Origin of the sequence: Microbacterium hydrocarbonoxydans (genome assembly GCF_023715885.1) — a bacterium.
Lineage (GTDB): Bacteria > Actinomycetota > Actinomycetes > Actinomycetales > Microbacteriaceae > Microbacterium > Microbacterium hydrocarbonoxydans_C.
In genome coordinates, this window is sequence record NZ_JAMBOY010000003.1 from 583,006 (window position 1) to 604,378 (window position 21,373).

Annotated in this window: 24 protein-coding genes; 17 read left to right on the plus strand and 7 right to left on the minus strand. The window is 70.1% G+C overall.

What is annotated here, in order from left to right; translation table 11 throughout:
* The first annotated feature begins 115 nt into the window (after positions 1 to 115).
* The 7 genes from M3195_RS11200 to M3195_RS11230 are packed head-to-tail and all read left to right on the plus strand — an operon-like array spanning position 116 to position 4,554.
* A complete protein-coding gene (locus tag M3195_RS11200; RefSeq protein WP_251587485.1) occupies positions 116 to 1,303 on the plus strand; it encodes a CpaF family protein in 1,188 nt (395 codons plus the stop codon).
* On the plus strand, positions 1,300 to 2,160 hold the full coding sequence (locus tag M3195_RS11205) for a type II secretion system F family protein (protein WP_251587492.1): 861 nt from the start codon (positions 1,300 to 1,302) through the stop codon (positions 2,158 to 2,160). The genes M3195_RS11200 and M3195_RS11205 overlap by 4 nt, the downstream gene beginning before the upstream one ends.
* Positions 2,157 to 3,095: a type II secretion system F family protein gene (locus tag M3195_RS11210; RefSeq protein ID WP_251587495.1), complete on the plus strand. Its 939-nt coding sequence runs from the start codon at positions 2,157 to 2,159 to the stop codon at positions 3,093 to 3,095. The genes M3195_RS11205 and M3195_RS11210 overlap by 4 nt, the downstream gene beginning before the upstream one ends.
* A 21-nt stretch (positions 3,096 to 3,116) precedes the next feature.
* Entirely contained in the window at positions 3,117 to 3,314 is a 198-nt protein-coding gene (locus tag M3195_RS11215; RefSeq protein ID WP_251587497.1) for a hypothetical protein, read from the plus strand.
* Positions 3,315 to 3,327: 13 nt separating this feature from the next.
* Positions 3,328 to 3,723 carry a TadE/TadG family type IV pilus assembly protein gene (locus M3195_RS11220; protein WP_251587499.1) on the plus strand — a complete coding sequence of 132 codons (396 nt, stop codon included), beginning with the start codon at positions 3,328 to 3,330 and terminating at the stop codon, positions 3,721 to 3,723.
* Entirely contained in the window at positions 3,713 to 4,147 is a 435-nt protein-coding gene (locus tag M3195_RS11225; protein WP_251587501.1) for a TadE family protein, read from the plus strand. The genes M3195_RS11220 and M3195_RS11225 overlap by 11 nt, the downstream gene beginning before the upstream one ends.
* On the plus strand, positions 4,144 to 4,554 hold the full coding sequence (locus M3195_RS11230; protein ID WP_251587503.1) for a hypothetical protein: 411 nt from the start codon (positions 4,144 to 4,146) through the stop codon (positions 4,552 to 4,554). The genes M3195_RS11225 and M3195_RS11230 overlap by 4 nt, the downstream gene beginning before the upstream one ends.
* Before the next feature lie 82 nt (positions 4,555 to 4,636).
* Here M3195_RS11230 and M3195_RS11235 read toward each other — a convergent pair whose 3' ends face one another.
* Both M3195_RS11235 and M3195_RS11240 read right to left on the minus strand, forming a co-directional pair.
* Entirely contained in the window at positions 4,637 to 5,188 is a 552-nt protein-coding gene (locus M3195_RS11235; protein WP_251587506.1) for an NUDIX hydrolase, read from the minus strand.
* Entirely contained in the window at positions 5,185 to 6,414 is a 1,230-nt protein-coding gene (locus M3195_RS11240) for an MFS transporter (protein WP_251587603.1), read from the minus strand. Before M3195_RS11240 ends, M3195_RS11235 begins: the two co-directional genes overlap by 4 nt.
* A 108-nt stretch (positions 6,415 to 6,522) precedes the next feature.
* On the opposite strand from M3195_RS11240, the gene prfB reads away from it, so the two are divergent.
* Positions 6,523 to 7,632 carry a peptide chain release factor 2 gene (gene prfB, locus M3195_RS11245; RefSeq protein WP_251587508.1) on the plus strand — a complete coding sequence of 370 codons (1,110 nt, stop codon included), beginning with the start codon at positions 6,523 to 6,525 and terminating at the stop codon, positions 7,630 to 7,632.
* Positions 7,633 to 7,706: 74 nt separating this feature from the next.
* On the opposite strand, the gene M3195_RS11250 is transcribed toward prfB, so the two are convergent.
* Complete coding sequence (locus tag M3195_RS11250; protein WP_251587510.1) at positions 7,707 to 9,116, minus strand: DUF2510 domain-containing protein; 1,410 nt, start codon at positions 9,114 to 9,116, stop codon at positions 7,707 to 7,709.
* 156 nt (positions 9,117 to 9,272) lie between these two features.
* Here M3195_RS11250 and ftsE point away from each other — a divergent pair, with 156 nt between their 5' ends.
* The 3 genes from ftsE to smpB all read left to right on the plus strand — a co-directional run bounded on the left by ftsE (position 9,273) and on the right by smpB (position 11,803).
* Positions 9,273 to 10,340, plus strand: coding sequence for a cell division ATP-binding protein FtsE (gene ftsE / locus M3195_RS11255; RefSeq protein ID WP_251587512.1), 1,068 nt, complete (start codon positions 9,273 to 9,275; stop codon positions 10,338 to 10,340).
* Complete coding sequence (ftsX, locus tag M3195_RS11260; RefSeq protein ID WP_251587520.1) at positions 10,337 to 11,251, plus strand: permease-like cell division protein FtsX; 915 nt, start codon at positions 10,337 to 10,339, stop codon at positions 11,249 to 11,251. The genes ftsE and ftsX overlap by 4 nt, the downstream gene beginning before the upstream one ends.
* A 75-nt stretch (positions 11,252 to 11,326) precedes the next feature.
* Entirely contained in the window at positions 11,327 to 11,803 is a 477-nt protein-coding gene (gene smpB, locus M3195_RS11265) for an SsrA-binding protein SmpB (RefSeq protein WP_050722832.1), read from the plus strand.
* On the opposite strand, the gene M3195_RS11270 is transcribed toward smpB, so the two are convergent.
* Both M3195_RS11270 and lexA read right to left on the minus strand, forming a co-directional pair.
* The gene (locus tag M3195_RS11270; RefSeq protein WP_251587521.1) at positions 11,804 to 13,669 is read right to left on the minus strand and encodes a S9 family peptidase; all 1,866 of its coding nucleotides are present in this window, start codon (positions 13,667 to 13,669) and stop codon (positions 11,804 to 11,806) included.
* A 51-nt stretch (positions 13,670 to 13,720) separates the two neighbouring features.
* The gene (lexA, locus tag M3195_RS11275; protein ID WP_251587522.1) at positions 13,721 to 14,407 is read right to left on the minus strand and encodes a transcriptional repressor LexA; all 687 of its coding nucleotides are present in this window, start codon (positions 14,405 to 14,407) and stop codon (positions 13,721 to 13,723) included.
* 290 nt (positions 14,408 to 14,697) lie between these two features.
* On the opposite strand from lexA, the gene M3195_RS11280 reads away from it, so the two are divergent.
* The 4 genes from M3195_RS11280 to hisH are packed head-to-tail and all read left to right on the plus strand — an operon-like array spanning position 14,698 to position 17,444.
* The gene (locus M3195_RS11280; protein ID WP_251587523.1) at positions 14,698 to 15,060 is read left to right on the plus strand and encodes a LysM peptidoglycan-binding domain-containing protein; all 363 of its coding nucleotides are present in this window, start codon (positions 14,698 to 14,700) and stop codon (positions 15,058 to 15,060) included.
* A 37-nt stretch (positions 15,061 to 15,097) separates the two neighbouring features.
* Complete coding sequence (locus M3195_RS11285; RefSeq protein ID WP_251587524.1) at positions 15,098 to 16,192, plus strand: histidinol-phosphate transaminase; 1,095 nt, start codon at positions 15,098 to 15,100, stop codon at positions 16,190 to 16,192.
* Positions 16,189 to 16,806 carry an imidazoleglycerol-phosphate dehydratase HisB gene (hisB, locus tag M3195_RS11290; RefSeq protein ID WP_251587525.1) on the plus strand — a complete coding sequence of 206 codons (618 nt, stop codon included), beginning with the start codon at positions 16,189 to 16,191 and terminating at the stop codon, positions 16,804 to 16,806. Before M3195_RS11285 ends, hisB begins: the two co-directional genes overlap by 4 nt.
* Positions 16,803 to 17,444, plus strand: a complete 642-nt coding sequence (gene hisH, locus M3195_RS11295; protein ID WP_251587527.1) for an imidazole glycerol phosphate synthase subunit HisH — start codon at positions 16,803 to 16,805, stop codon at positions 17,442 to 17,444. The genes hisB and hisH overlap by 4 nt, the downstream gene beginning before the upstream one ends.
* On the opposite strand, the gene M3195_RS11300 is transcribed toward hisH, so the two are convergent.
* Positions 17,445 to 18,626 (minus strand): MinD/ParA family ATP-binding protein, encoded by a 1,182-nt coding sequence (locus M3195_RS11300; RefSeq protein ID WP_251587529.1) that lies wholly within the window; start codon positions 18,624 to 18,626, stop codon positions 17,445 to 17,447. It lies immediately after the preceding gene.
* A gap of 610 nt (positions 18,627 to 19,236) precedes the next feature.
* Here M3195_RS11300 and priA point away from each other — a divergent pair.
* Together priA and M3195_RS11310 are read left to right on the plus strand one after the other, a co-directional pair.
* On the plus strand, positions 19,237 to 19,983 hold the full coding sequence (gene priA, locus M3195_RS11305) for a bifunctional 1-(5-phosphoribosyl)-5-((5-phosphoribosylamino)methylideneamino)imidazole-4-carboxamide isomerase/phosphoribosylanthranilate isomerase PriA (protein ID WP_096713651.1): 747 nt from the start codon (positions 19,237 to 19,239) through the stop codon (positions 19,981 to 19,983).
* Positions 19,967 to 20,749 (plus strand): SseB family protein, encoded by a 783-nt coding sequence (locus M3195_RS11310; protein WP_251587531.1) that lies wholly within the window; start codon positions 19,967 to 19,969, stop codon positions 20,747 to 20,749. Before priA ends, M3195_RS11310 begins: the two co-directional genes overlap by 17 nt.
* A gap of 84 nt (positions 20,750 to 20,833) precedes the next feature.
* Here the strand turns inward: M3195_RS11310 and M3195_RS11315 are convergent, their stop codons facing one another.
* Positions 20,834 to 21,232, minus strand: coding sequence for a DUF1844 domain-containing protein (locus M3195_RS11315; protein ID WP_251587532.1), 399 nt, complete (start codon positions 21,230 to 21,232; stop codon positions 20,834 to 20,836).
* Positions 21,233 to 21,373: the final 141 nt, after the last annotated feature.

The window sequence follows — 21,373 nt, forward strand, 5'->3', positions numbered from 1 at the left end:
TGGCATAAGTCTACTGACCGGGGCATCGCGCGTGGCTGAGGATCCGCCCGCAGCCGTATGAGGACAGTGTGGATAAGTCCGGCGGCGCGTTCGGCATCCTTGCGAGGATGCTCGGGTGAATCAGCCCTCCGTCGTCATCGCCGAGCGCGTCCGCGCGCGATTGCGCAGTCAGGGCATCGAGCCGGCCCTCGACGCGGATGCCGCCCGCGCGGTGACGCAGGCCGAGGTGCGTCGCTTCAACGACATGGCGTTGATGCAGGGCGGTGTGCTCGTCGAGGACGAGGCACGGTGCCTCCGCGACGTGCTGGCATCGCTCGGCGGGTTCGGTGCTCTCCAGCCCCTGCTGGACGACCCCGAGATCGAGGAGATCTGGCTCAACGGCCCGGATAGCATCCACGTCGCCCGACACGGGATTGCTGAGCGGATCGATCTGAGCCTGACGGCGGAGGCGCTGCGCGATCTCATCGAGCGGATGCTGCACTCCACCGGCCGCCGGGTCGACATCAGCCAGCCGTTCGTCGACGCGTCGCTGCCCGACGGGTCGCGCCTGCATGTCGCTATCGCCGATGTGGTGCGGGGAGGCACGGCGGTCAACATCCGGAAATTCCTTCCCCGCTACCGAGCCCCGGAGGCGCTGGTCGCGCAGGGGGCGCTCCCCGGCCATCTCGCGGCGACGCTCGCGACGGCGATACAGCAGGGGCGGAGCATCGTCGTCTCCGGCGCGACCCACGCGGGCAAGACGACGATGCTCGGCGCCCTGCTTGCCAGCTGCGTCGGCCGTCAACGCGTCGTGACCGTGGAGGAGACGTTCGAGCTCGCTCTCGAGGGGCCCGATGTCGTGGCGCTCCAAGGACGGCAGGCAAGCCTCGAGGGAACCGGCGAGATCACGCTGCGGCGCCTCGTCAAGGAGGCGCTGCGCATGCGGCCCGATCGGCTCGTGATCGGGGAGGTTCGTGATGCGGAGGCGCTCGATCTCGTGCTCGCCCTCAACACCGGTGTGCCCGGGGCGGCGACGGTGCACGCGAACTCGGCGGTCGAGGCGCTCGAGAAGCTGGCCCTGTTGCCGCTTCTCGCGGGTCGCAACATCGACCGGAGCTTCGTGGCCCCGGCGCTCGCACGCGCGGTCGACCTCGTCGTGCACTGCGCGCGGGACAGCGAGGGAAGACGGTACGTGGAGGAGGTCGTCGAGCCGACCGGCGAAATCGTGCACGGGCGCATCGTCTCGAGGCCGGTGTACCGGCGTGGAGACGACATCGTCCGGCCCGGACGCGCCGACCTCCGCCGCGTGGGGGCAGCCCCGTGACGCTGCTTCTCGGGGCATTGCTGGCCGCGGGCGTCCTCCTCGGCTCGTCGCCGTGGATGTGGCCGCGTCGGGAGGAAGCGAGCACGAACGCCGAGCGGAGGGGGCCTCTCGCCAAAGCGCTCGAGGAGGCAGGGTTCGCGGCCGTGACGCCGCGCGCGCTGGTCCTGACGATGACCGCGCTCGCCGCGGCGACGGCATCCGTCGCCTGGCTCGTCGTCCCGATCCCGGTTCTCGCCGTGCTCGCCGGGATCGCAGCGGGCGCGGTGCCCGTGATGTTCCTGCGCTCTCGCCGCCTGCGACTGCGCAAGCTGCGTCGCCAGGTGTGGCCCGATGTCTGCGACCTGCTGATCGCTTCCATCCGCGTGGGGCTGTCGCTGCCGGATGCCGTCGCGAGTCTGGCGGAGTCGGCACCCGGGATGATGCGGCCCGCTTTCGGGGTGTTCGCCCGCGATCTGCGCGCGACGGGGCGGTTCGAATCGAGCCTCGACCGACTCAAGACGTCGCTCGCCGATCCCATCGCGGATCGCATCATCGAGACGCTGCGGATGGCCCGCCAGGTCGGCGGCACGGAACTGGGGGCGGTGCTTCGCGCTCTGTCGGCGTCCGTGCGCGCCGACGCCGCGCTGCGCGGAGAAGTGGAAGCGCGGCAGTCCTGGATCAGGGGCGCCGCGGTGCTCGGGGCAGTCGCGCCGTGGGTGATCCTCGGCCTGCTCGTGACGCGTCCCGAGGGAGCCTCCGCCTATGGAACGCCCGAGGGGGTGGCCGTGATAGCCGTCGGGGCCGCGATCTCGGTGATCGCCTACCGGATCATGATCCGAATCGGTCGGCTTCCCGAACCCGAGCGGTGGTTCGGATGAGCGCCCTCTCGGCCGCGGCCGTCTCGGTCCTCGGCGGCGGAGCGCTGGCCACCGGCCTGCTGCTGACGCTCTCCGCTCTGCCGAGGTGGTCGGCCACGCCGCTGATGACGCGGCTCGCGCCGTACGTGAGGGATGCGGTCGTGGACGACGCGTTGCCGCCGTCCGTGCTTCCCGCCGCGGGGTGGCTTCCCGCGTCCTCGCGCTCGCAGCCCGAGCGACTGAGGGTCGTGCTCGAACGTGCGCTCGGCGCGAGCAATGCACTGCGGCGTCGTCTTGCGCAGGCAGGGAGCGATATGCCTGCGAGCGTGTTCCGGAGTCGACAGCTCGGATGGTTGGTAGCGGGGATAGGACTCGGCGCAGCGATCGTGGTGACCCTCGTTCTCGCAGGGCGGATGTCGCCGCCGGCGGCGCTGCTGCCCTTCCTGCTCGGCGCGGGCGCGACCGTCGGATACGACATGAGGCTCACGGCCCGCGTCGCGTCCCGCCGAGCGCGCCTGGCCGACGAACTGCCGACGACCCTGGAGTTCCTGTCGCTCTGCCTGTCGGCGGGAGAAGGTCTGCTGGACTCGCTGCGGAGGGTGGCGACGGTGGGCACGGGGGAGCTCACGGTCGAGCTGCGCCGTGTGGTCGTGGCGGTCGGCACCGGATCTCCGCTCGGTGACGCGCTGCGTGAGCTGGCGTCGCGCCTGGACCTCCCGGGACTCAATCGAGCCGTCGATCAAGTGATCGCGGCTCTGGAGCACGGGGCGCCGCTCGCGGGCGTTCTGCAGGCTCAGGCCGGTGACGCGCGGGAAGACGCCAAGCGCGTGCTCATCGAGCAGGCGGGGCGCAAGGAGATTCTCATGCTCCTTCCCCTCGTCTTCCTGATCCTGCCGCTGTCGGTGCTCTTCGCCATCTACCCCGGCCTCTTCATCCTGCGACTCGGCATCGGCTGAGCGCTCATTCGAAAGGACGCCATGAACGACTCTCCACTCCGTACCTCCCGATCCGTGCGCCTGATCGAGCGTCTGCTCGACGACGACACGGGCGACGTCCCCGGTTGGGTGCTCGTGACGCTGATGACCGCCGGGCTGGTCGTGCTGATCTGGGCTGTCGCCGGTCCGGCGTTGAGCGCTCTTTTCGAGCAGGCGATCCAGCGCGTGTCTGGTCTGTGAGCCCGAGCGCCTGATGCGCGGTCTCCGGGGAGACGATCGTGGATCCAGCCCGGTCGAGTTCGTGCTGGTCGGTACGATGCTGACCGCGCTGACGCTCGCGGTGCTGCAGCTCGCACTCGTCGTATACGTGCGCAACGTGGTACACGATGCGGCGATCGAAGGCGCCCATCACGCGGCGCTCGCTGACGTCGCTCCGGAGGAGGGCGCCGCCCGCGCACGCCAGGTGATCGCGCAGTCGATCGGCTCGGCTTACGCCGACGACGTCGAGGCGGCGCGGGTGGAGCGGAGCGGGCGCGAGGTCGTGGTGGTGCGCATCCGCACGGCGCTGCCGGTCATCGGACTCATCGGCATTCCATCGGCGATGAACATCGCCGCGCAAGCCCCCGCGGAGTCGTTCGATGCACGATGACCGCGGCTCAGCGGCACTCGAGTTCATCACGGTCGGTGTGATCCTGCTTGTGCCGCTCGTGTACCTGATCGTCGCGCTGGGGAGCATCCAGGAGCACACCCTCGGTGCCGAGGCAGCGGCCCGTCATCTCGCGCGCGTGATCGCGAGCGCACCGGATGCCGAGACGGCAGCCGCGCACGGCGACCGCGTCGTCGAGAACATCGCCGACCAGTACGGGATCGAGCGCGGGTCGCTGGAGGTGTCGGTGACATGCGCCCCGCGCGCCGCCGAATGCCCCGCGCCCGGCGCGCTCGTCACCGTGACCGTCGCCACCCGGGTCCCGCTCCCGCTGGTCCCGTCGGTGCTGGGGCTCGACCTTGCGGCATCCATTCCGGTCGAGGGAGTGGCGGTGCAGAAGGTGTCCCGCTTGTGGGGTGCGTCGTGAAACGAGACGACGATGCCGGCAGTGTGCTCCTGCTCGCACTCGGCTACGCCCTGCTCGCCATCGCGCTCATTTTCATCGCCGCCACAGCCACCGATCTGTACATCGCGCAGAAGCGCCTCGATTCGCTCGCCGACTCCGCCGCGCTCGCCGGAGCCGACGGCTTCACGGTCGTCGTGGAGGGGGACGTCGTGCGTGCGCAGCTGACGGACTCCGGCGTACGCGAACAGGCGACAGCCGTGCTGGACGGGATGCCGGGGCGGGCAGCGCTGGTCGCGGCGACCGCTCCCGACGGCGTGTCAGCGCGCGTGACGCTCACGACGGACTGGCACCCGCCGATCGTGTCACTCTTCGTGCCGGAGGGGGTGCGCCTCGAGGCCACCGCCACGAGCCGCACCGCGCTGCGCTAGCTCGGAGGCGGTTTGCGGGACGGGGGTTCAGAAAAGAGCGGCCCCGTCCGGTGGTGATACCCGCGTCAGACCCGCGCTTGAGTCAGCCGCGCAGGAGCGCGAGCACGTGCTCCACGCGGCGGTGGAACTGCGGCGGCACCTCGTCGGGGAGCGCGTCGATCGGCCACCACCGCACGTCCTCCGACTCGTCGCTGACCCGCAGTGCGTCATCCCCGGCGACGACGAACGCGACGCCGATGTCGAGGTGCGAGGCGCACCGGCCGAACGCGGCGGACAGCTCGTGGTGGTCGAGGTCGTAGACGTAGTCCTCGCCGGGCCGCGGGGCGACGATGCCCGTCTCCTCGGACAGCTCGCGGAGCGCGGCATCCGCTATCGATCGATCTCCCGGTTCGAGGTGCCCGCCCGGCTGCACCCAGAAGCGCCCCTTGCCGTGGAACACGAGCAGGATGCGGGAGAGCGACCGGTCGAAGACGAACGCCGACGCGGTCGCATGGCGAGGTCCGTCGTCGCGCTGCACCGGTCCGTCGTCGTCGGAGAAGAAGGAGGCGAAGTCCTCCTGCGCCGCCCGATCCTGCTCCGAGGTCACCGGGAAGTCGGCGACCAGTCGGCGGACATCTGCGCCGAGCGCGCTCATGCGTCATCCTTCGTCCGCGGCACGAACCGGGGGATCCATCGGATGAAGCCGACGGCGCCGACGAGGCCGATGACCCCCATCGCGGCTGCGGCGATCGGCAGCGATGCGACCGCGGTGATGCCCGAGACGAGCAGTGGCGCGACCGCGCCGCCGGCATCCGTCAGCGTCCGCCACGAACCCAGGAACGCCGCCGGCTCGCGCTTGGGAGCGACGTCCGCCCCGAGTGTCAGCAGGATGCCGCTGGAGAGCCCGTTGCCGACGCCGAGGACGGCGGCGAACATGCCGAACCAGAGCACCGCGGCATCCAGATCGTGGGTGAGGGAGAGCGCGACGAAGCCGGCGCCCATCAGGAGCATCGCAGGCATGGCCGCCCAGAGCCGGCCGAACCGGTCCATCACCTGACCGCTCGCATAGAAGAGCGCGAAGTCGATCGCGCCGGAGACCCCGACGACGAGGGCGATCGTTGAGGCGTCGAGTCCGAGGGAGAGACCCCACAACGGCAGCACCACCTGGCGGGCGGAGCGTACGGCGGACAGAGAGGCGGCAGCAAGTCCCAGTCGGGAGAGCACCGTACGCTGCCGCCACATCGTGCGGAGGACGCCGGTGCGCGGCGCGGTGGGGATGGATCCGCTCACCGGCTCGCCCGAATCCGACACCAGGGGAGCGGTGCGTACCGGCGTGGTCGGCGGGATCGTCTTCTCCGGGTCGGGGCCGAACAGCACGAGCACGACCATCACGACGAGACAGGCGAGGAAGAACCAGATCGCCGCGATCTCCGATCCGAAGAGCTGCAGAAGACCGGCGGCCACGAACGGGCCGATGAAGACGCCGAGGCGGAAGCTTCCGCCCAGCAGAGACAGGGCGCGCGCACGGAAGGCGATCGGAACACGGGTCGTCATGAAGGCGTGTCGCGCGAGACCGAACGCCGCCGCGCAGAAGCCGAGCAGGAAGACGGAAGCCGCGAGCACCGCGGGTGACGGCGCGAACACCATGCCGATGCCTGCGCCGATCGCCACGACACCGGCGATCACCATCGTGAACCGCTCGCCGATCTTGGCGACCGCCCAGCCCGCGGGCAGGTTGCCGCACAGCTGGCCCACGACAAGCGCCGAGGCGACGAGTGCGGCGAAGGCGACATCGGCGCCCATCGAGGCGGCGATGACGGGGATGAGGGGGATGACCGCGCCCTCACCGAGCGAGAAGAGGATTGTCGGCAGGTACACCATCGGCCCGAAACGCCTCAGGACCGTGGATGCACCGCTCACTCCTTTCACGCTACTCCCGTTCGCGGACCGTCCCCGCCCGAGCAGGCGGCACGTTAGGCTGGATGCGCCATGCTCGAACTCGATCTCTCCGCCGACATCCAGGCCCTCCGCGTCACCTACGGTGACATCCGCGAGGTCGTCGATGTCGATGCGCTCCGCTCCGACATCGCCAAGCTCAGTGAAGAGGCCGGCGCTCCGGACCTCTGGGACGACACCGAGCGTGCGCAGAAGGTCACGAGCGCCCTCAGCCACCGCCAGTCCGCCCTCGCACGCGTGGAGGGCATCGGACGCCGCCTCGACGACCTCGAGGTGCTCGTCGACCTCGCGAACGAGATGGGCGACGAGGACTCCGCGACCGAGGCGCGCAACGAGCTCGCGGCACTGACCAAGGTCATCAACGAGCTCGAGGTGCAGACGCTCCTCGACGGCGAGTACGACGACCGAGCGGCCATCATCACGATCCGCTCCGGCGCCGGCGGCGACGACGCCACCGACTTCGCCGAGATGCTCATGCGCATGTACCTGCGCTACGCCGAGCAGCACAAGTACCCGGTAAAGGTCATGGACACGTCGTACGCCGAAGGTGCTGGCATCAAGTCGGCGACGTTCGAGATCGATGCGCCCTACGCGTTCGGCACGCTGTCGGTCGAGGCGGGAACGCACCGCCTCGCGCGCATCAGCCCGTTCGGTTCAGCCGACAAGCGCCAGACGTCCTTCGCCGCGGTCGAGGTCATCCCGCTCATGGAGGAGGCGACCGAGGTCGACATCCCCGAGGGCGACATCCGCGTCGACGTGTTCCGCTCGTCGGGCCCCGGCGGCCAGTCCGTGAACACGACCGACTCCGCCGTCCGCATCACGCACCTCCCGACCGGCATCGTCGTCTCCATGCAGAACGAGAAGTCGCAGATCCAGAACCGCGCCGCCGCGATGCGCGTGCTGCAGACCCGCCTCCTGCTGCTGCAGAAGGAGGAGGAGGCGGCGAAGAAGAAGGAGCTCGCGGGCAACATCACCGCGAGTTGGGGCGACCAGATGCGCTCGTACTTCCTCTACGGTCAGCAGCTCGTGAAGGATCTTCGCACGGGACACGAGTCGGGCAACCCGGCTGCGGTGTTCGACGGCGACCTCGACGGGTTCATCTCGGCCGGCATCCGCTGGCGCAAGCGCAAGGAAGAGGCCTGAGCGACTCAGCCCCCACGCCGTCGAGAGAGGGCCGGTATCCCCGCGGGGATACCGGCCCTCTCTCGTGTCGCTGCTCAGCCGGCGGTCGGGCTGACCGTGATGCGCGCGACCTCCTGGAACATCTCGTCGGTGACGATGACGGTGTACGAGGCGCTCTGCGCGACGTCGAAGGTGACCTTGCCGCTGACGGAGTCCCCGGCCTCGAGGTCGTCACTTCCGAGCTGTCCGTCGGCGAAGTAGTCGTAGGTGCCCTCGGCGCCCTCGGCGGTCTCGATCGCGAAGTAGATCGGGTTGACGTAGCTCGTGCCCTCGAGCCCGGTGACGGTCACATCGAGGGTGACGAAGCCGCCGTTCGTCGACGGGATGCTGGTGCCGTCGGTCGTGCTCCACGTCGCCGTCGCGATGGTGATCTCGCTCGTGCCCGAGTACTGCTCGATGGTGACGGGCTCGCCGAGCGTGCCCTCCACGACCTCGGTCGGGGTCGAGGTGCCGTCCTCGGAGCCGTCGGTGCTGGAGTCGCTCGAGGGCGGGGAGGTCGGGAAGTCGCGCACGCTCTCCGTCGCGACAGCCGCGACGAAGAACACGAAGGCGACGACGGCGGCGATGATCGAACCGACGACCGAGACGATCAGGCCGGTGATGCCCGGCCATTTGCGGCCCTTCAAGAACAGAGAGATGAGGGAGACGATGAATCCCGCGCCGAGCAGGATGAACCCGATGATGTTGACCACGGGGATGAAGCCGAGGATGAAGCCGAGTGCGGCCAGCCCGAGACCGATGATCCCGACGACGGAGAGCGGCTTCGGTGCTGCGGGAGCGGAGGGGTAAACGCCGGGGTAGGCACCTGTCGGCGCAGCCGCCGGGTAGGCGTCCGCTCCCGGATAGGACGGTGCGGAGCCGGGGTACGTCGGAGCGCCGCCATAGCCGGGTGCCTGCGGCGGCTGTGGCGATCCCGGGTAGGAGGCCGCGGCTCCCGGGTACGACGGCGCAGGGTTCGCGTACGGGGGCACGTCGGTGCCGGATGTGCCGTATGCCGACGTGTCCGCGGCATCCTGGGCATTCGGCGCCGACCACGACGCCGCCGGTTCGGGAGCGGAGACCTGCTCGGCGGAGGCCTGGTCGGTTCCCGCCGACTGATCGGCAGCGGCAGAGGAGTGGGTAGAGGCGATATCGCCGGAGGGTGCATGCCCGGACTCCGACTCGGAGGACGGAGCCGGGGCGCCGGTGGACGGCTGCTCCCAAGAAGCGCTCTCGACGGCGGAGATCGACTCCACGGCAGCCGCCGTCTCGGCGGCCGCGGCCGATTCCGGCACGCTCGGCTCGGCGGCGGACGAAGCAGGGCTCGAGGCGTCGACGGCGGACGACGAGTCCGTGGTCTGCGAGGCACCGGGGTCGGCCGGAGCGAAGTGCTCCGTCCACTGCGTGCCGTCCCACCAGCGCTGACGTCCGGATCCGTCGTCATACCAGCCTGCGGGCGTCGTCATGGGGTCCCCCTCGAAGAATCGTCCGTGCGATCGGCACGGATCGGCAGCGCCGCTGAATACCGGCACATCATGTATAGCAGTGCGCCATGACGCGCAGGGGGCCACAGGGGTGTCGCTCGCGGGTGGAGTGATCCCCGCACTTAGGCTCGTATCGCCATGATTCGGTTCGAGAACGTCACGAAACGCTATCGCGGGACCACCAGGCCTGCTCTGTCCGGCGTCGACTTCGAGGTGCAGCGCGGGGAGTTCGTCTTCCTCGTCGGCGCCTCCGGGTCGGGGAAGTCGTCGTGTCTGCGACTGATCCTGCGCGAGGACGTGCCCACCTCGGGCCGGGTCGCCGTGCTCGGTCGCGACCTGCGGTCCCTCGCCAACCGCAAGGTCCCGTACTTCCGTCGTCACATCGGATCGGTCTTCCAGGACTTCCGACTCCTCCCGTCGAAGACCGTCTACCAGAACGTGGCCTTCACTCTGCAGGTGACCGGGTCGTCGCGCGGTTTCATCCAGCAGGCCGTGCCGGAGGCCCTCGCCCTCGTCGGCCTCGACGGCAAGCAGAAGCGAATGCCGCACGAGCTCTCGGGTGGTGAGCAGCAGCGCGTCGCGATCGCGCGAGCGCTGGTCAACCGCCCCCAGGTGCTGCTGGCCGACGAGCCGACCGGAAACCTCGACCCCGCGACCTCCGTCGACATCATGCAGCTGCTCGCGCGCATCAACGCGGGCGGCACCACTGTGCTCATGGCGACACACGAGGCCGCCTTCGTCGACCAGATGCAGCGTCGCGTCATCGAGCTCCGCGACGGGGTCATGGTGCGCGACGAGGTGCACGGCGGCTACGGCGACACCTCGCAGATCCCGCGCCTCGTGCCGGAGGAGGTGCGAGGCGCTGCTGCTGCCGCCGCCCTCACCGCGGTGCAGGAGGTGCAGCGTCAGACCGCCGACCTCTCCGTCGTCCGCGCCGCCCTCGCCGAGGAGCTCAGCGCGCAGCGCAGAGCCGCCGCCGCTGCGCCGGACGCCGTGCCCACGGCATCCGAGACGCCGGAGGCGCAGGCCGTGCCCGCGGTGCCGGCCGTCGAAGAGGTTCCGGTCGTTGTGGAAACACCCGCCGCGCAGATTCCGCCGCGCACGCACCCCATCGTGCTGCCCGAGGTCGACGTCGCAGAGCTGGGGGTCGCCGATCGCCTCGGCCTCTCGGACGACGGCGACGAGAAGGTGGGGCCGACGTCATGAGAATCGGACTCATCCTCATGGAGGCGCTCGTCGGCCTCCGCCGCAACATCTCGATGGTCATCTCGGTCGTGCTCGTGACCTTCGTGTCGCTGACCTTCGTCGGGGCGGCCATCCTCATGCAGTCGCAGATCGGCACGATGCGCGGCTACTGGTCTGAGCGCGCCCAGGTCGCGGTCTACATGTGCTCGTCGATCTCGGAGTCGGAGACGTGCATCGATGGAGCGGCGACCGAGGACCAGGTCACGGCGGTACGCGATCAGCTGGAGGGCGACGCGCTGGCTCCGCTCATCAGCGAGGTGACCTTCGACAGCAAGGAGGACACCTACGCGAAGCTCGTGGCCCAGCTCGGGGAGGAGCAGGCCAGCGTCATCACGCCGGACCAGGCGTTCGAGGTGTTCTTCGTCACGATGAAGGATCCGGGGCAGTCGCAGGTGATCGCCGAGGCTTTCAGCGGGGTCGCGGGGGTGGAGCAGGTCAGGGATCAGCTGCAGTACCTCGAACCCCTCTTCTCCGCCCTGACCGTCGCCACGTACATCGCGGTCGGCATCGCGGTGCTGATGCTCGTCGCCGCGATCCTGCTCATCGGGACAACGATCCGCCTGTCCGCATACGCGCGGCGCAAGGAGATCGGCATCATGCGTCTCGTCGGCGCCTCGAACCGATTCATCCAGACGCCCTTCGTGCTGGAGGGCGTGTTCGCCGCCTTCCTGGGGTCCGTTCTCGCCAGCGCAGCGGTCGTGGCGGGCGTGCACTTCGGCGTCAACGGCTATCTCCGCGGCCGGGTGCCGTTCATCACCACCTGGATCGGAATGCAGGATGCCGCGGTCGTCGTGCCCGTGCTGATCATCATCGGCGTCGTGCTCGCCGCGCTCTCGGCCGGCTTCGCGATCCGTCGGTGGCTTCGCACCTGACCCGGCGCGGTATAGACTGACAGGCTGCTCGGTGACGGATCGCGTCACCGACGTCGTCACGCACAGGAGAGAATCATGCCCAGGGAACGCGGGGAGAAGGTCATCGCGACCAATCGTCGCGCACGTCACGACTACAACATCGAGAAGTCGTACGAGGCGGGGATGGTGCTCACCGGCACCGAGGTCAAGTCACTGCGTCAGGGACGCGCGAACCTCAGCGACGGGTACGCGTTCGTCAAGGGTAACGAGGTCTTCCTCGACGCCGTGCACATCCCCGAGTACTCGCAGGGACACTGGACCAATCATTCGGCCAAGCGCATCCGCAAGCTGCTTCTGCACCGCGAGGAGATCGCGAAGCTCGCGCACGCCGTCTCGGCGGGCGGCTACACGCTCATCCCGCTGAAGCTCTACTTCTCCGACGGTCGAGCCAAGGTGGAGATCGCTCTCGCGAAGGGCAAGCGCGAATACGACAAGCGGCAGACCCTGCGCGAGAGGCAGGACACACGCGAGGCCGAGCGCGCCATGCGCCTGCGCAATCGCGTGGGCGAGTGATCAGTCGGCCGGTCTGAATCCGAACACCCGGCCGAGGAACGCGAGCTCGCGTTCGAGAGCGTCGATGATGGTCTCCGCGGCCCGGAACCCGTGCCCCTCGGACGGATAGAGCACGTACTCATGGTCGACTCCACGCGCTGCCAGCGCATCGCGGATCGCCTCCGACTGCGCCGGCGGTACGATGCGGTCGTCCCCGCCCTGCATGAGCAGCACGGGCACGTCGATGCGATCGGCGTGCGTGAGCGGTGAGCGCTCGACGTACAGCTGCTCCGCCTCGGGGAGCGGGCCGACGAGCCCCTCGATGTAGTGCGCCTCGAAATCGTGCGAGTGCTCGACGAGCATCCGCAGATCGGCGACGCCGTACCGACTGATACCGGCCGCGAACGTGCCTCCGCGCACCAACGCCGACAGCACCGTCCAGCCGCCGGCAGAACCGCCCTTGATCGCGATGCGCGCCGGGTCGGCCATCCCGGCTGCGACGAGCCCACGGGCCGCGGCGACCACGTCGTCGACGTCCGCGACGCCCCACCCGCCCTCCAGTCGCTCTCGATACGCGCGCCCGTACCCGCTCGAACCGCCGTAGTTCACGTCGAGCACGCCGATGCCCCGACTCGTGTAGAACGCGATGGACGGGGACGCGGCTCCGGTGACGTGAGCGGTGGGACCGCCGTGCACGAGCACGACGTACGGTGGCAGCTCGCCCTCGGGGGCGGTCGCCGAGGGGTTCGCCGGCGGGTAGGCGAAGGCGTGCACGGGCCCGCGGGCGCCGTCGACGACGAGGGCGGATGCCGTCGGCATCCACGCCGGGTCGGCCGGCGTGCCGCCGGCGACCGGCGCGATGCTGCCGGAGTCGACATCGACGAGCCACAGGCCGGGCGAGCCGGCCGAGCTGGAGCCCGACAGCAGCACGCGCGACCCTGACGCATCGTCCACGCTCACATGCCCGTCGGTCGGGACGATCAGCGGGCGGGCGCTGCCGTCCGGGGACACCACGACGACGGCATCTCTGCCGTTCGTGCGCACGGCGACGATACGCCCGTCGTCGAGAGGCCGGAACCAGCGGTTGCCGAGGACCCAGAGTCCGTAACCGGTATCCGCATCCGCCTCCGCGCCTGTCGCGGGCTCCGGAGCGGCGGGATGTCCGTCGTGATCCATGCGCACCCTGTGCAGGGTCCATCGGCCGGTGGGGTCATCGGCGAACACGAGCTCGTCATCGCTGGTCCACTCCGGCTGCAGGGCGGCGCGTGTCGGCACGACGCTCGTGTGCGACCCGTCGGCGATCGCGAGACGCGCCGACTGCCACGGCATCCGCGCCGCGTCCCACTGGACCCACGCGACCCGGCCTCCGTCGGGCGACGGTGCAGGATGCGCGAAGAAGCCCTCACCCTCGACGATCACTTGTACCGCTCCGGGGTCGTCCGCCGCCGACGCGTCGGTGGGGATCTCGACGATGGCTCGGCGGTGCGGGTCGACGGTCAGGTCCTCGCGCACCGCGAACAGCCGCCCGTGCTGCAGGCGGAGTCCGCCGTGGGCAGGCCCGGGCGGGGTCAGCTCCACGGGATCGCCGCCTCGCGCCACCTTCCGCACGCGCTGGTCCTTCGCGTCGACGAAGTAGAGCGTTCCATCGTCGTCGGCCGTCCAGGCGCCTCCACCGTACTCGTGCACTCGTGAGCGCGCGCTCCACGGCGCAGGAAGCACCTGGGCGCCGGTCGAACTCCGCACTGTCACGCGCCCGCCCTCGGCCGGGACCGACTCGCCCCACCAGATGTCGTCGCCGACGAACCGTGCGCCGTCGATGCGGGGCGATGAGGCGGCGACGGATGCCGGAGTGAAGGGTGAGGGCCAGGAGCCGAACGGTGCGGACATGCCTCGAGCCTAGGCCGCGCCGATCTCCCGGCGCGGCTCGAGCGGATGCCGTCAGACCGCGCGCAGGACCGCCACGACCTTGCCGAGGACCACGGCTTCGTCGCCGAGGATGGGCTCGAACGCCGAGTTGCGCGGTAGCAGCCAGGTGTGGCCGTCGCGGCGGCGCAGCACTTTGACGGTCGCCTCGCCGTCGAGCATCGCGGCGACGATCTCGCCGTTCTCCGCGCTGTTCTGCGAGCGGACGACGACCCAGTCGCCGTCGCAGATCGCGGCGTCGATCATGGACTCGCCGGAGACCTTGAGCATGAACAGGTCGCCCTTGCCCACGAGCTGGCGGGGGAGCGGGAAGATCTCCTCGACCTGCTGGTCGGCGGTGATCGGCACGCCGGCGGCGATGCGACCGACGAGCGGGACGAGGGCGGCGTCGCCCACCGGGGTGGCGACATCGGCCGGGTTCTCGGTGCCGGTGCCCGGCAGGTCGATCAGCACCTCCATGGCGCGGGTCTTGCCGGGATCGCGCCGTAGATAACCGCTCAACTCGAGCTGTCCGAGCTGATGGGTCACGCTGGAGAGCGACTTCAGCCCCACCGCGTCGCCGATCTCGCGCATACTCGGCGGGTACCCGTAGCGGCTGATCGACGTCTGGATGACCTCGAGGATCGCCATCTGCTTCGGGCTGAGGCTCTTCCTCCGCCGAGTGCGCGGCGCCTCGGACTCGGGGGCGGAGATCTCGCTCATGGTGCTCCTCAGGTGTGCGGTATCGCGGTCCGGATTCGAATGTCGGTGGTCCGTGATGGGGTGTGCGTATCGAAACCGTATCCGAGAATCGCGCCGATCTGGAAGATCTGTTCGAGCGTGTCGGCCGATTCGGAGGTCGGGTTTCGAAGAACTCTTGACAGATGTTCGAATTCGAAGATACCTTCGGAACGTAGCTTCGCATTCTCGGCTCCCGGCCGAGTCGCGGATGCGAACGCTACGCCAACTTCACCGCTGACGCGGATGCGCAGCGGTAGAGCAGAGGAGCAGAGATGAGCACCATCACCTTCAGCAACGCAGCGGTCCTTCCGGCACGTCCGGCGACGCGGCTCCGGCTGACGGCGCGCGGTCGCCGCTTGCTGCTCGCTCTCGCTGCCGTCCCGCTCGCCGGGGGCATCGCGTTCGCTGCTCTGAGCGGGGGCACCGCCCTCGCCTCGAACGAGAGCGTCGTGACGGCCTCGTTCGAGACCGTCACGGTCATGCCGGGCGACACCCTGTGGTCGATCGCGGAGAGCGTCGCCCCCGGTGCGGACCCGCGAGAGGTCATCGGCGACATCACGCGACTGAACGTCCTGCAGGGCGGCGCGCTGCAGATCGGGCAGGAGATCGCGATCCCCGCACAGTACTCCGAATGACGTCACTCGGCAGCCCGGCATCACTGCGCGGCCTACCATGGGAAGGGTGACCGCATCACTCGCCGACCTGCCGCTTCGTGACGATCTCCGAGGACTCACGCCCTACGGGGCTCCCCAGGCGCCACTTCCCATCGCGCTGAACGTGAACGAGAACACGCATCCGGTTCCGGATGCGGTGGCGAGCGACATCCTCGACGACATCGCCGTGGCGCTGCGCGACGTCAACCGCTATCCCGACCGCGAGTTCACCACCCTGCGCGAGAGTTTCGCGGAGTATCTCGGTCACGGCCTTGTGGCTGAGCAGATCTGGGCCGGCAACGGCTCCAACGAGGTTCTGCAGCACATCCTGCAGGCGTTCGGCGGGCCGGGGCGCACCGCCTTCAGCTTCGCGCCCACGTACTCCATGTATCCGCTCATCGCGAAGGGTACGGGGGCGACCTGGATCGCCGGCACGCGACAGCCCGATTACTCGCTGACCCCCGACGACGCCGCCGCACAGGTCGAGGATGCCGATCCGGATGTGATCCTGTTGTGCGCGCCGAACAATCCCACCGGCACACCGCTGTCGCTCGATGTGATCGAGGCGGTGTACGAGGTCAGTCGCGGAGTCGTGGTCGTGGATGAGGCGTATCAGGAGTTCGCTCCGCACGACGCGCCGTCGGCGTTGACCCTGCTCGACGGGCGCCCCCGTCTCGCGATCTCGCGCACGATGAGCAAGGCCTTCGCCTTCGCCGGCGCACGTGTCGGCTATCTCGCGGCGGATCCCGCCTTGATCGACGCCCTGCGCCTCGTCCGGCTGCCCTACCACCTGAGCGCGCTCACGCAGGCCGCCGCCATCGCCGCGCTGCGAAACGCCGACGTGATGCTGGGCATGGTCGAGGAGATCGTCGAGCAGCGGGACCGCATCTCCGCGACGCTCGAGGCGCTCGGCTACACGCCGCACGAATCGTGGTCCAACTTCGTGCTCTTCGGCGGTGTCTCCGACCCCGCCTCCGTCTGGCAGCAGCTGTACGACCGCGGCGTGCTGATCCGCGACGTGGGCATCCCCGGTCACCTCCGCGTCACCGCCGGCACGGAGGCGGAGACGACCGCGTTCCTCGACGCACTGGCCTCGATAGGATCGGCTTCATGAGCAGTACCGCCCTGACCCCGCGCACCGCGACGCGTGTGCGCAGCACATCGGAGTCCACCGTCGAGCTCGAGCTGAACCTCGACGGCACCGGTGCGAGCCGGATCGACACGTCGGTGCCGTTCTTCGACCACATGCTGACGGCTTTCGCGAAGCACTCGCTGACCGACCTCACCGTCCGCGCGTCGGGCGACACGAACATCGACGCGCACCACACCGTGGAGGACATCTCGATCGTGCTCGGACAGGCGATCCGCGATGCGCTCGGTGACAAGTCCGGCATCTCCCGCTATGGCGACGCTCTGGTCCCTCTCGACGAGGCGCTCGCTCAGGCCGTCGTCGACATCTCCGGGCGTCCGTACCTCGTCCACACGGGCGAGCCGGCGGGTTTCGAGCACCACCTGATCGGCGGCCACTTCACCGGCTCGCTCGTACGACACACGTTCGAGGCCATCACGTTCAACGCCGGCTTGACTGTGCACGTCCGGGTCCTGGGCGGGCGCGACCCGCACCACATCGCCGAAGCCGAGTACAAAGCGTTCGCGAGGGCGTTCCGTCAGGCCAAGGCGCTCGACCCGCTCGTCGACGGCATCCCCTCGACCAAGGGCGCACTGTGACCGGCGCACCCCGCGTCGCGGTGTTCGACTACGAGTCGGGCAACGTCCACTCGGCCGTCAAGGCGCTGGTCGCGGCGGGCGCGGACGCTGTGCTCACTCGCGACCGGAGCGAGGCTCTGGAGGCTGACGGTCTGCTCGTGCCGGGAGTCGGCGCGTTCCAGGCGGTCCGCGATGCGCTCCACGCACACGGCGGGGACGACATCATCGATCGTCGTCTCGCGGGCGGGCGCCCCGTGCTCGGCATCTGCGTCGGCATGCAGGTGCTCTTCTCCCACGGCGTCGAGCGCGGTCGCGACACCGAGGGCCTCGGCGAGTGGCCGGGAGCCGTCACCGAGCTCAACGCCCCGGTGTTGCCCCACATGGGGTGGAACACGGTGGAGCCGGGTAGCGACAGCATCCTGTTCCGTGGCATCGAAGACGAGCGGTTCTACTTCGTGCACTCCTACGCGGCGCAGTCGTGGGAGCTCGACGTGATCCCGCCGTTCCCGCAGCCCGTGCTCACCTGGTCGACGTACGGCGAGCCGTTCCTCGCGGCCGTCGAGAACGGTCCGCTGTCTGCGACGCAATTCCACCCCGAGAAGTCGGGGGAGGCGGGCATCCAGCTGCTGCGCAACTGGGTGAAGAGCCTGCGCGACTGATCAGAAACCGCGTGCCACCGCTGCGGCGGCCGACAGCCACGCCCGTTGCGTCGGCGCGGCCAGAGCCCGCAGACGCAGGTGGCCGTCTACCATCTCGCGGTCGAACGGGATCTGCACGACGTCGCGCGCCAGCGGCTGGTACCCGGCGACGACCTCGGCGACATCGGCCGACGAGGCCTTCGGGTCGGCCTGACTGACGACGACCACGGACTCGCGCGCCAGACGCGCCGACCGCTCGTCGCGGTCCTCGAGGGCCTCGAGCAGGAGCGCACCGGCCTCCGCGTGGTCGTCACGGGTGGTGGTCGCGACGACGATCTGGTCGGCGAGCTCGATCATCCGCAACCACATCGGGTCGGACTCGTCGTTGCCGGAGTCGATGATGATGAGGCGGTAGAACTTCGCAGCCACCGCGTGGATCGCATCGACGTCGTCGGGGCTCAGTCGGTTCTCGTGCGCGAGGCGGATCGGCTTCGAGCGGAGCACGTCGTACTTCTCCTGCGGCTGGTGATGCACGAAGTGCGCGAGATCCGCCGACTGACCCTGGGCGCCGAGGAGACGCTGCGTCTGCGGAAGCAGTTCGAGCAGAGTCCTGTCGTGGGCGCCGGTTTCGGTGCGCCAGCCGAGCGTGCCGCGCGTCTGGTTGTTGTCCCAGGCCAGCACACCCGCGCCGCCGTACTGCGCGAACACCGCGGAGAGGAGGACCGTGGCCGGGGTCTTGCCCGCCCCGCCCTTGCCGTTCACGACCGCGACCGTGCGAGGGCCGGGCCAGTGTCGGCTCACGGCGTGCTCATCCTCGCGGACCGCGCGCTCCTGCGCGTTCGGGGCGAGCGAGAAGCCGAGGCGGTTGAGCACGCCGCGGCCTCCATGACGCGCAGGTTCCTCGCGCGGATCCTGCTGCAGGAAGGAACGACGCTCGATGCCCTGCTCGCGCTGAAGGCGGCGGGACGACGCGAGGGGGCCGGTGGCCGGGGTGGGACCAGCAGGTCCCGGCGCACCCTGGAGAGCAGGCGGGGGCGATGGGGGCGAGGCGGGCGCCGACGCCGCGGAGGCGATCGGCTGCACGGGCTGCGCGCCGGGTGCGGCCGGAGCAGGTCGCGTCGGAACCGGGGCCGTCGCGGGCGCGGACGTCGGGGCAGACGGCGCGGCCGGAGCGGGAAGCGGCGTCGGGACGGAGGAGACCATGGGCGGACCCGCGGGGGCGGCCGGCTGGGCAGGCCCGGGATGCCGGGCGGGAGCGGTCGGCTGAGCGAGAGGGGCCGGCCGAGCAGGCGCGGGATGCTGGGCCGGTGCAGTCGGCTGAGTGGGTGGGGCCATGGACGCTCCAGGCATGGGGGGCGTGGCGGCAGAAGCGCCGGGCGCCGGCGACGCGGGCGCCTCGGGGCGCGCGGGGGTGGCGGGCGCTCCTCCGGATGCGGCGGCCGCGGCCTCGGCGCGCGTCGACGGCGCCGTTCGTGCGTCGCCATGGGGTTGGTCCCCGGCCTCAGGCCGCGGGCGGAGGGCGCTGGCCGGAACGGTGGGCCAGTCGTCGTCATCCTGCGGCGAGAGGGGCACGTGCTCGACGATCTCGGGTGCCGGCGGCGGGGGAGTGTTGCCCCGCCGCAGGGGACCTCCGCCGTATGCTTCCCCGTCGCGCGCCATGAACCAACTCCTCATCGACCGAATAGACGTGGTATCGAGGCTACCGCGTGCAGCGCTTCCCTCACCGTCATGTCATTTGGAGCGGACTCCCGCGAAGGCTAGTGTCGTTTCTCGTGCCGGTGATCAGGCGCATCCCATCTCACCTGAGGACGTCATGAACGACTTCGCGCAGTCCCCCTCTCTCACTCTGCTTCCCGCGGTCGATGTGGCCGGTGGCAAGGCCGTGCGGCTGACGCAGGGCGAGGCCGGCACCGAGACCAGCTACGGCGACCCGCTCGACGCCGCCGGGGAATGGGTGTCGCAGGGCGCGAAGTGGATCCACCTCGTCGACCTCGACGCGGCGTTCGGACGCGGCAGCAACGCCCCGATCCTGCGCAAGGTCATCAAGCAGTATCGCAACGTGAACGTGGAGCTGTCCGGCGGCATCCGCGACGACGCGACGCTGGAAGCCGCCCTCGAGAGCGGTGCAACGCGCATCAACCTCGGAACCGCGGCACTGGAGAACCCCGAGTGGGCCGCCGACGTCATCGGTCGCTACGGCGAGGCGATCGCCGTGGGGCTCGACGTGCGCGGCACGACGCTCGCCGCGCGCGGGTGGACGAAGGAGGGCGGCGATCTCTGGGAGGTGCTGGAGCGCCTCGAGGATGCCGGGTGCAGCCGCTACGTCGTCACCGACGTCACCAAGGACGGGACGCTCAAGGGCCCGAACCTCGAACTGCTCCGTGAGGTGACCTCGCGCACCCCGAAGCCCGTCGTGGCATCGGGCGGCATCTCGAACCTCGACGACATCATCGCCCTGCGGGAACTCGTGCCGCTCGGCGTCGAGGGTGCGATCGTCGGAAAGGCCCTCTACGCCGGCGCGTTCACGCTGGCCGAGGCTCTGGATGTCGCGGGGGACTGACGACCACGGCCACCACCACGGCGACTCGGCCGGGGTGCCGTGGGAAGGACGCAGCTTCGAGTCGAATCCGCACGCCGGCGACGACGGATCCGCTGACCCCGCGCTGCTCGCGGCCTTGACGCGCTTCCGGGCGGGAGAGGGGTCGCAGGTCGAGGTCGTCGACGCGTTCCGCGGCGCGCGGGTGCTGATACCCCTGATCGCCGAGAAGGGCGAGGAGGGCGTGGCGCCCAGCGGTCTCGCCGTCGACAAGACGCAGGAGCTGTCGATCGTGACGGTCGCGGCGCCCGACGGACGTCGAGTGCAGCCCGTGTTCTCCTCGGTCCAGACGATGCAGCAGTGGGATGCCACGGCGCGGCCGATCCCGGTCGAGGCCGTGCGCGTGGCTCTGTCGGCATCGGCCGAGGACACGGATCTGATCGTGCTCGACCCGACCGCCGAGACCGAGTTCGTCATCCGGCGCCCTGCCGTCTGGTCGATCGCGCAGGGGCACGCGTGGGAGCCCAGCTTCCTGTCGCCCGAGGTCTTCCGCGCGCTCCAGGAGAGCGTCGCGCACGAGCTCGCCGTGATCGACGTGTCGGTGGCGGCCGGCGATCCGGACGCGCGGCTCCGCGGTCCCGAGCTCATCGTCGTGCTCGAGCTCGTCGACGGGCTCGAACGCGAGGTGCTGGATGCCGTGCTCGCCCGTCTCGCGCAGCGGTGGGCGGCCGACGACCGCATCGCCGTGCTCGCCGACTCGCTCACCGTCAAGCTCCGTCGCTCCGCCTGACGACGGGGACGCCGTCCGGCGCGAGGCGTTTCGTCTCGCGTCGCTCGCCCGACGACCCGGACGGCTCCCTGGCGAACGACAGGGTCAGTTGACCGGGCCGGTCCACTTCTCGCCAGGGCCCTTGCCGATCGGGTCGGGGATGGTCGAGGCCTCGCGGAACGCGAGCTGGAGGGAGCGCAGTCCGTCGCGCAGGGAGCGGGCGTGCATGTCGCTGATCTCCGGTGCGCCGGCGGTGATGAGCCCGGCGAGGGCGTTGATGAGCTTGCGGGCCTCGTCGAGGTCGAGCTGCTCGGCCGCATTCGGGTCGTCGGCGAGGCCGAGCTTGACGGCGGCGGCGCTCATGAGGTGCACGGCGGCGGTGGTGATGACCTCCACGGCGGGCACGTCGGCGATGTCGCGAGTGGCTGACGATGCGGCCTCCTCCTGCCGTGCCCAGCGCTCCTCGCGCTCGCGTGCGGAATCGTCCGATACCTGGTTCGTCACTTCGCCTTGCTCTCTGTTAGACTATGTCGGGCTCCGGAGCGTCATGCTCCGGCACGAAAGAGGATTCACTTCCCACCCGCGCTTGCCGTTCCAGGCTACCGGGTCTTGCACTCCGCCGGATCGCGTCGTCAGATGCGTCCG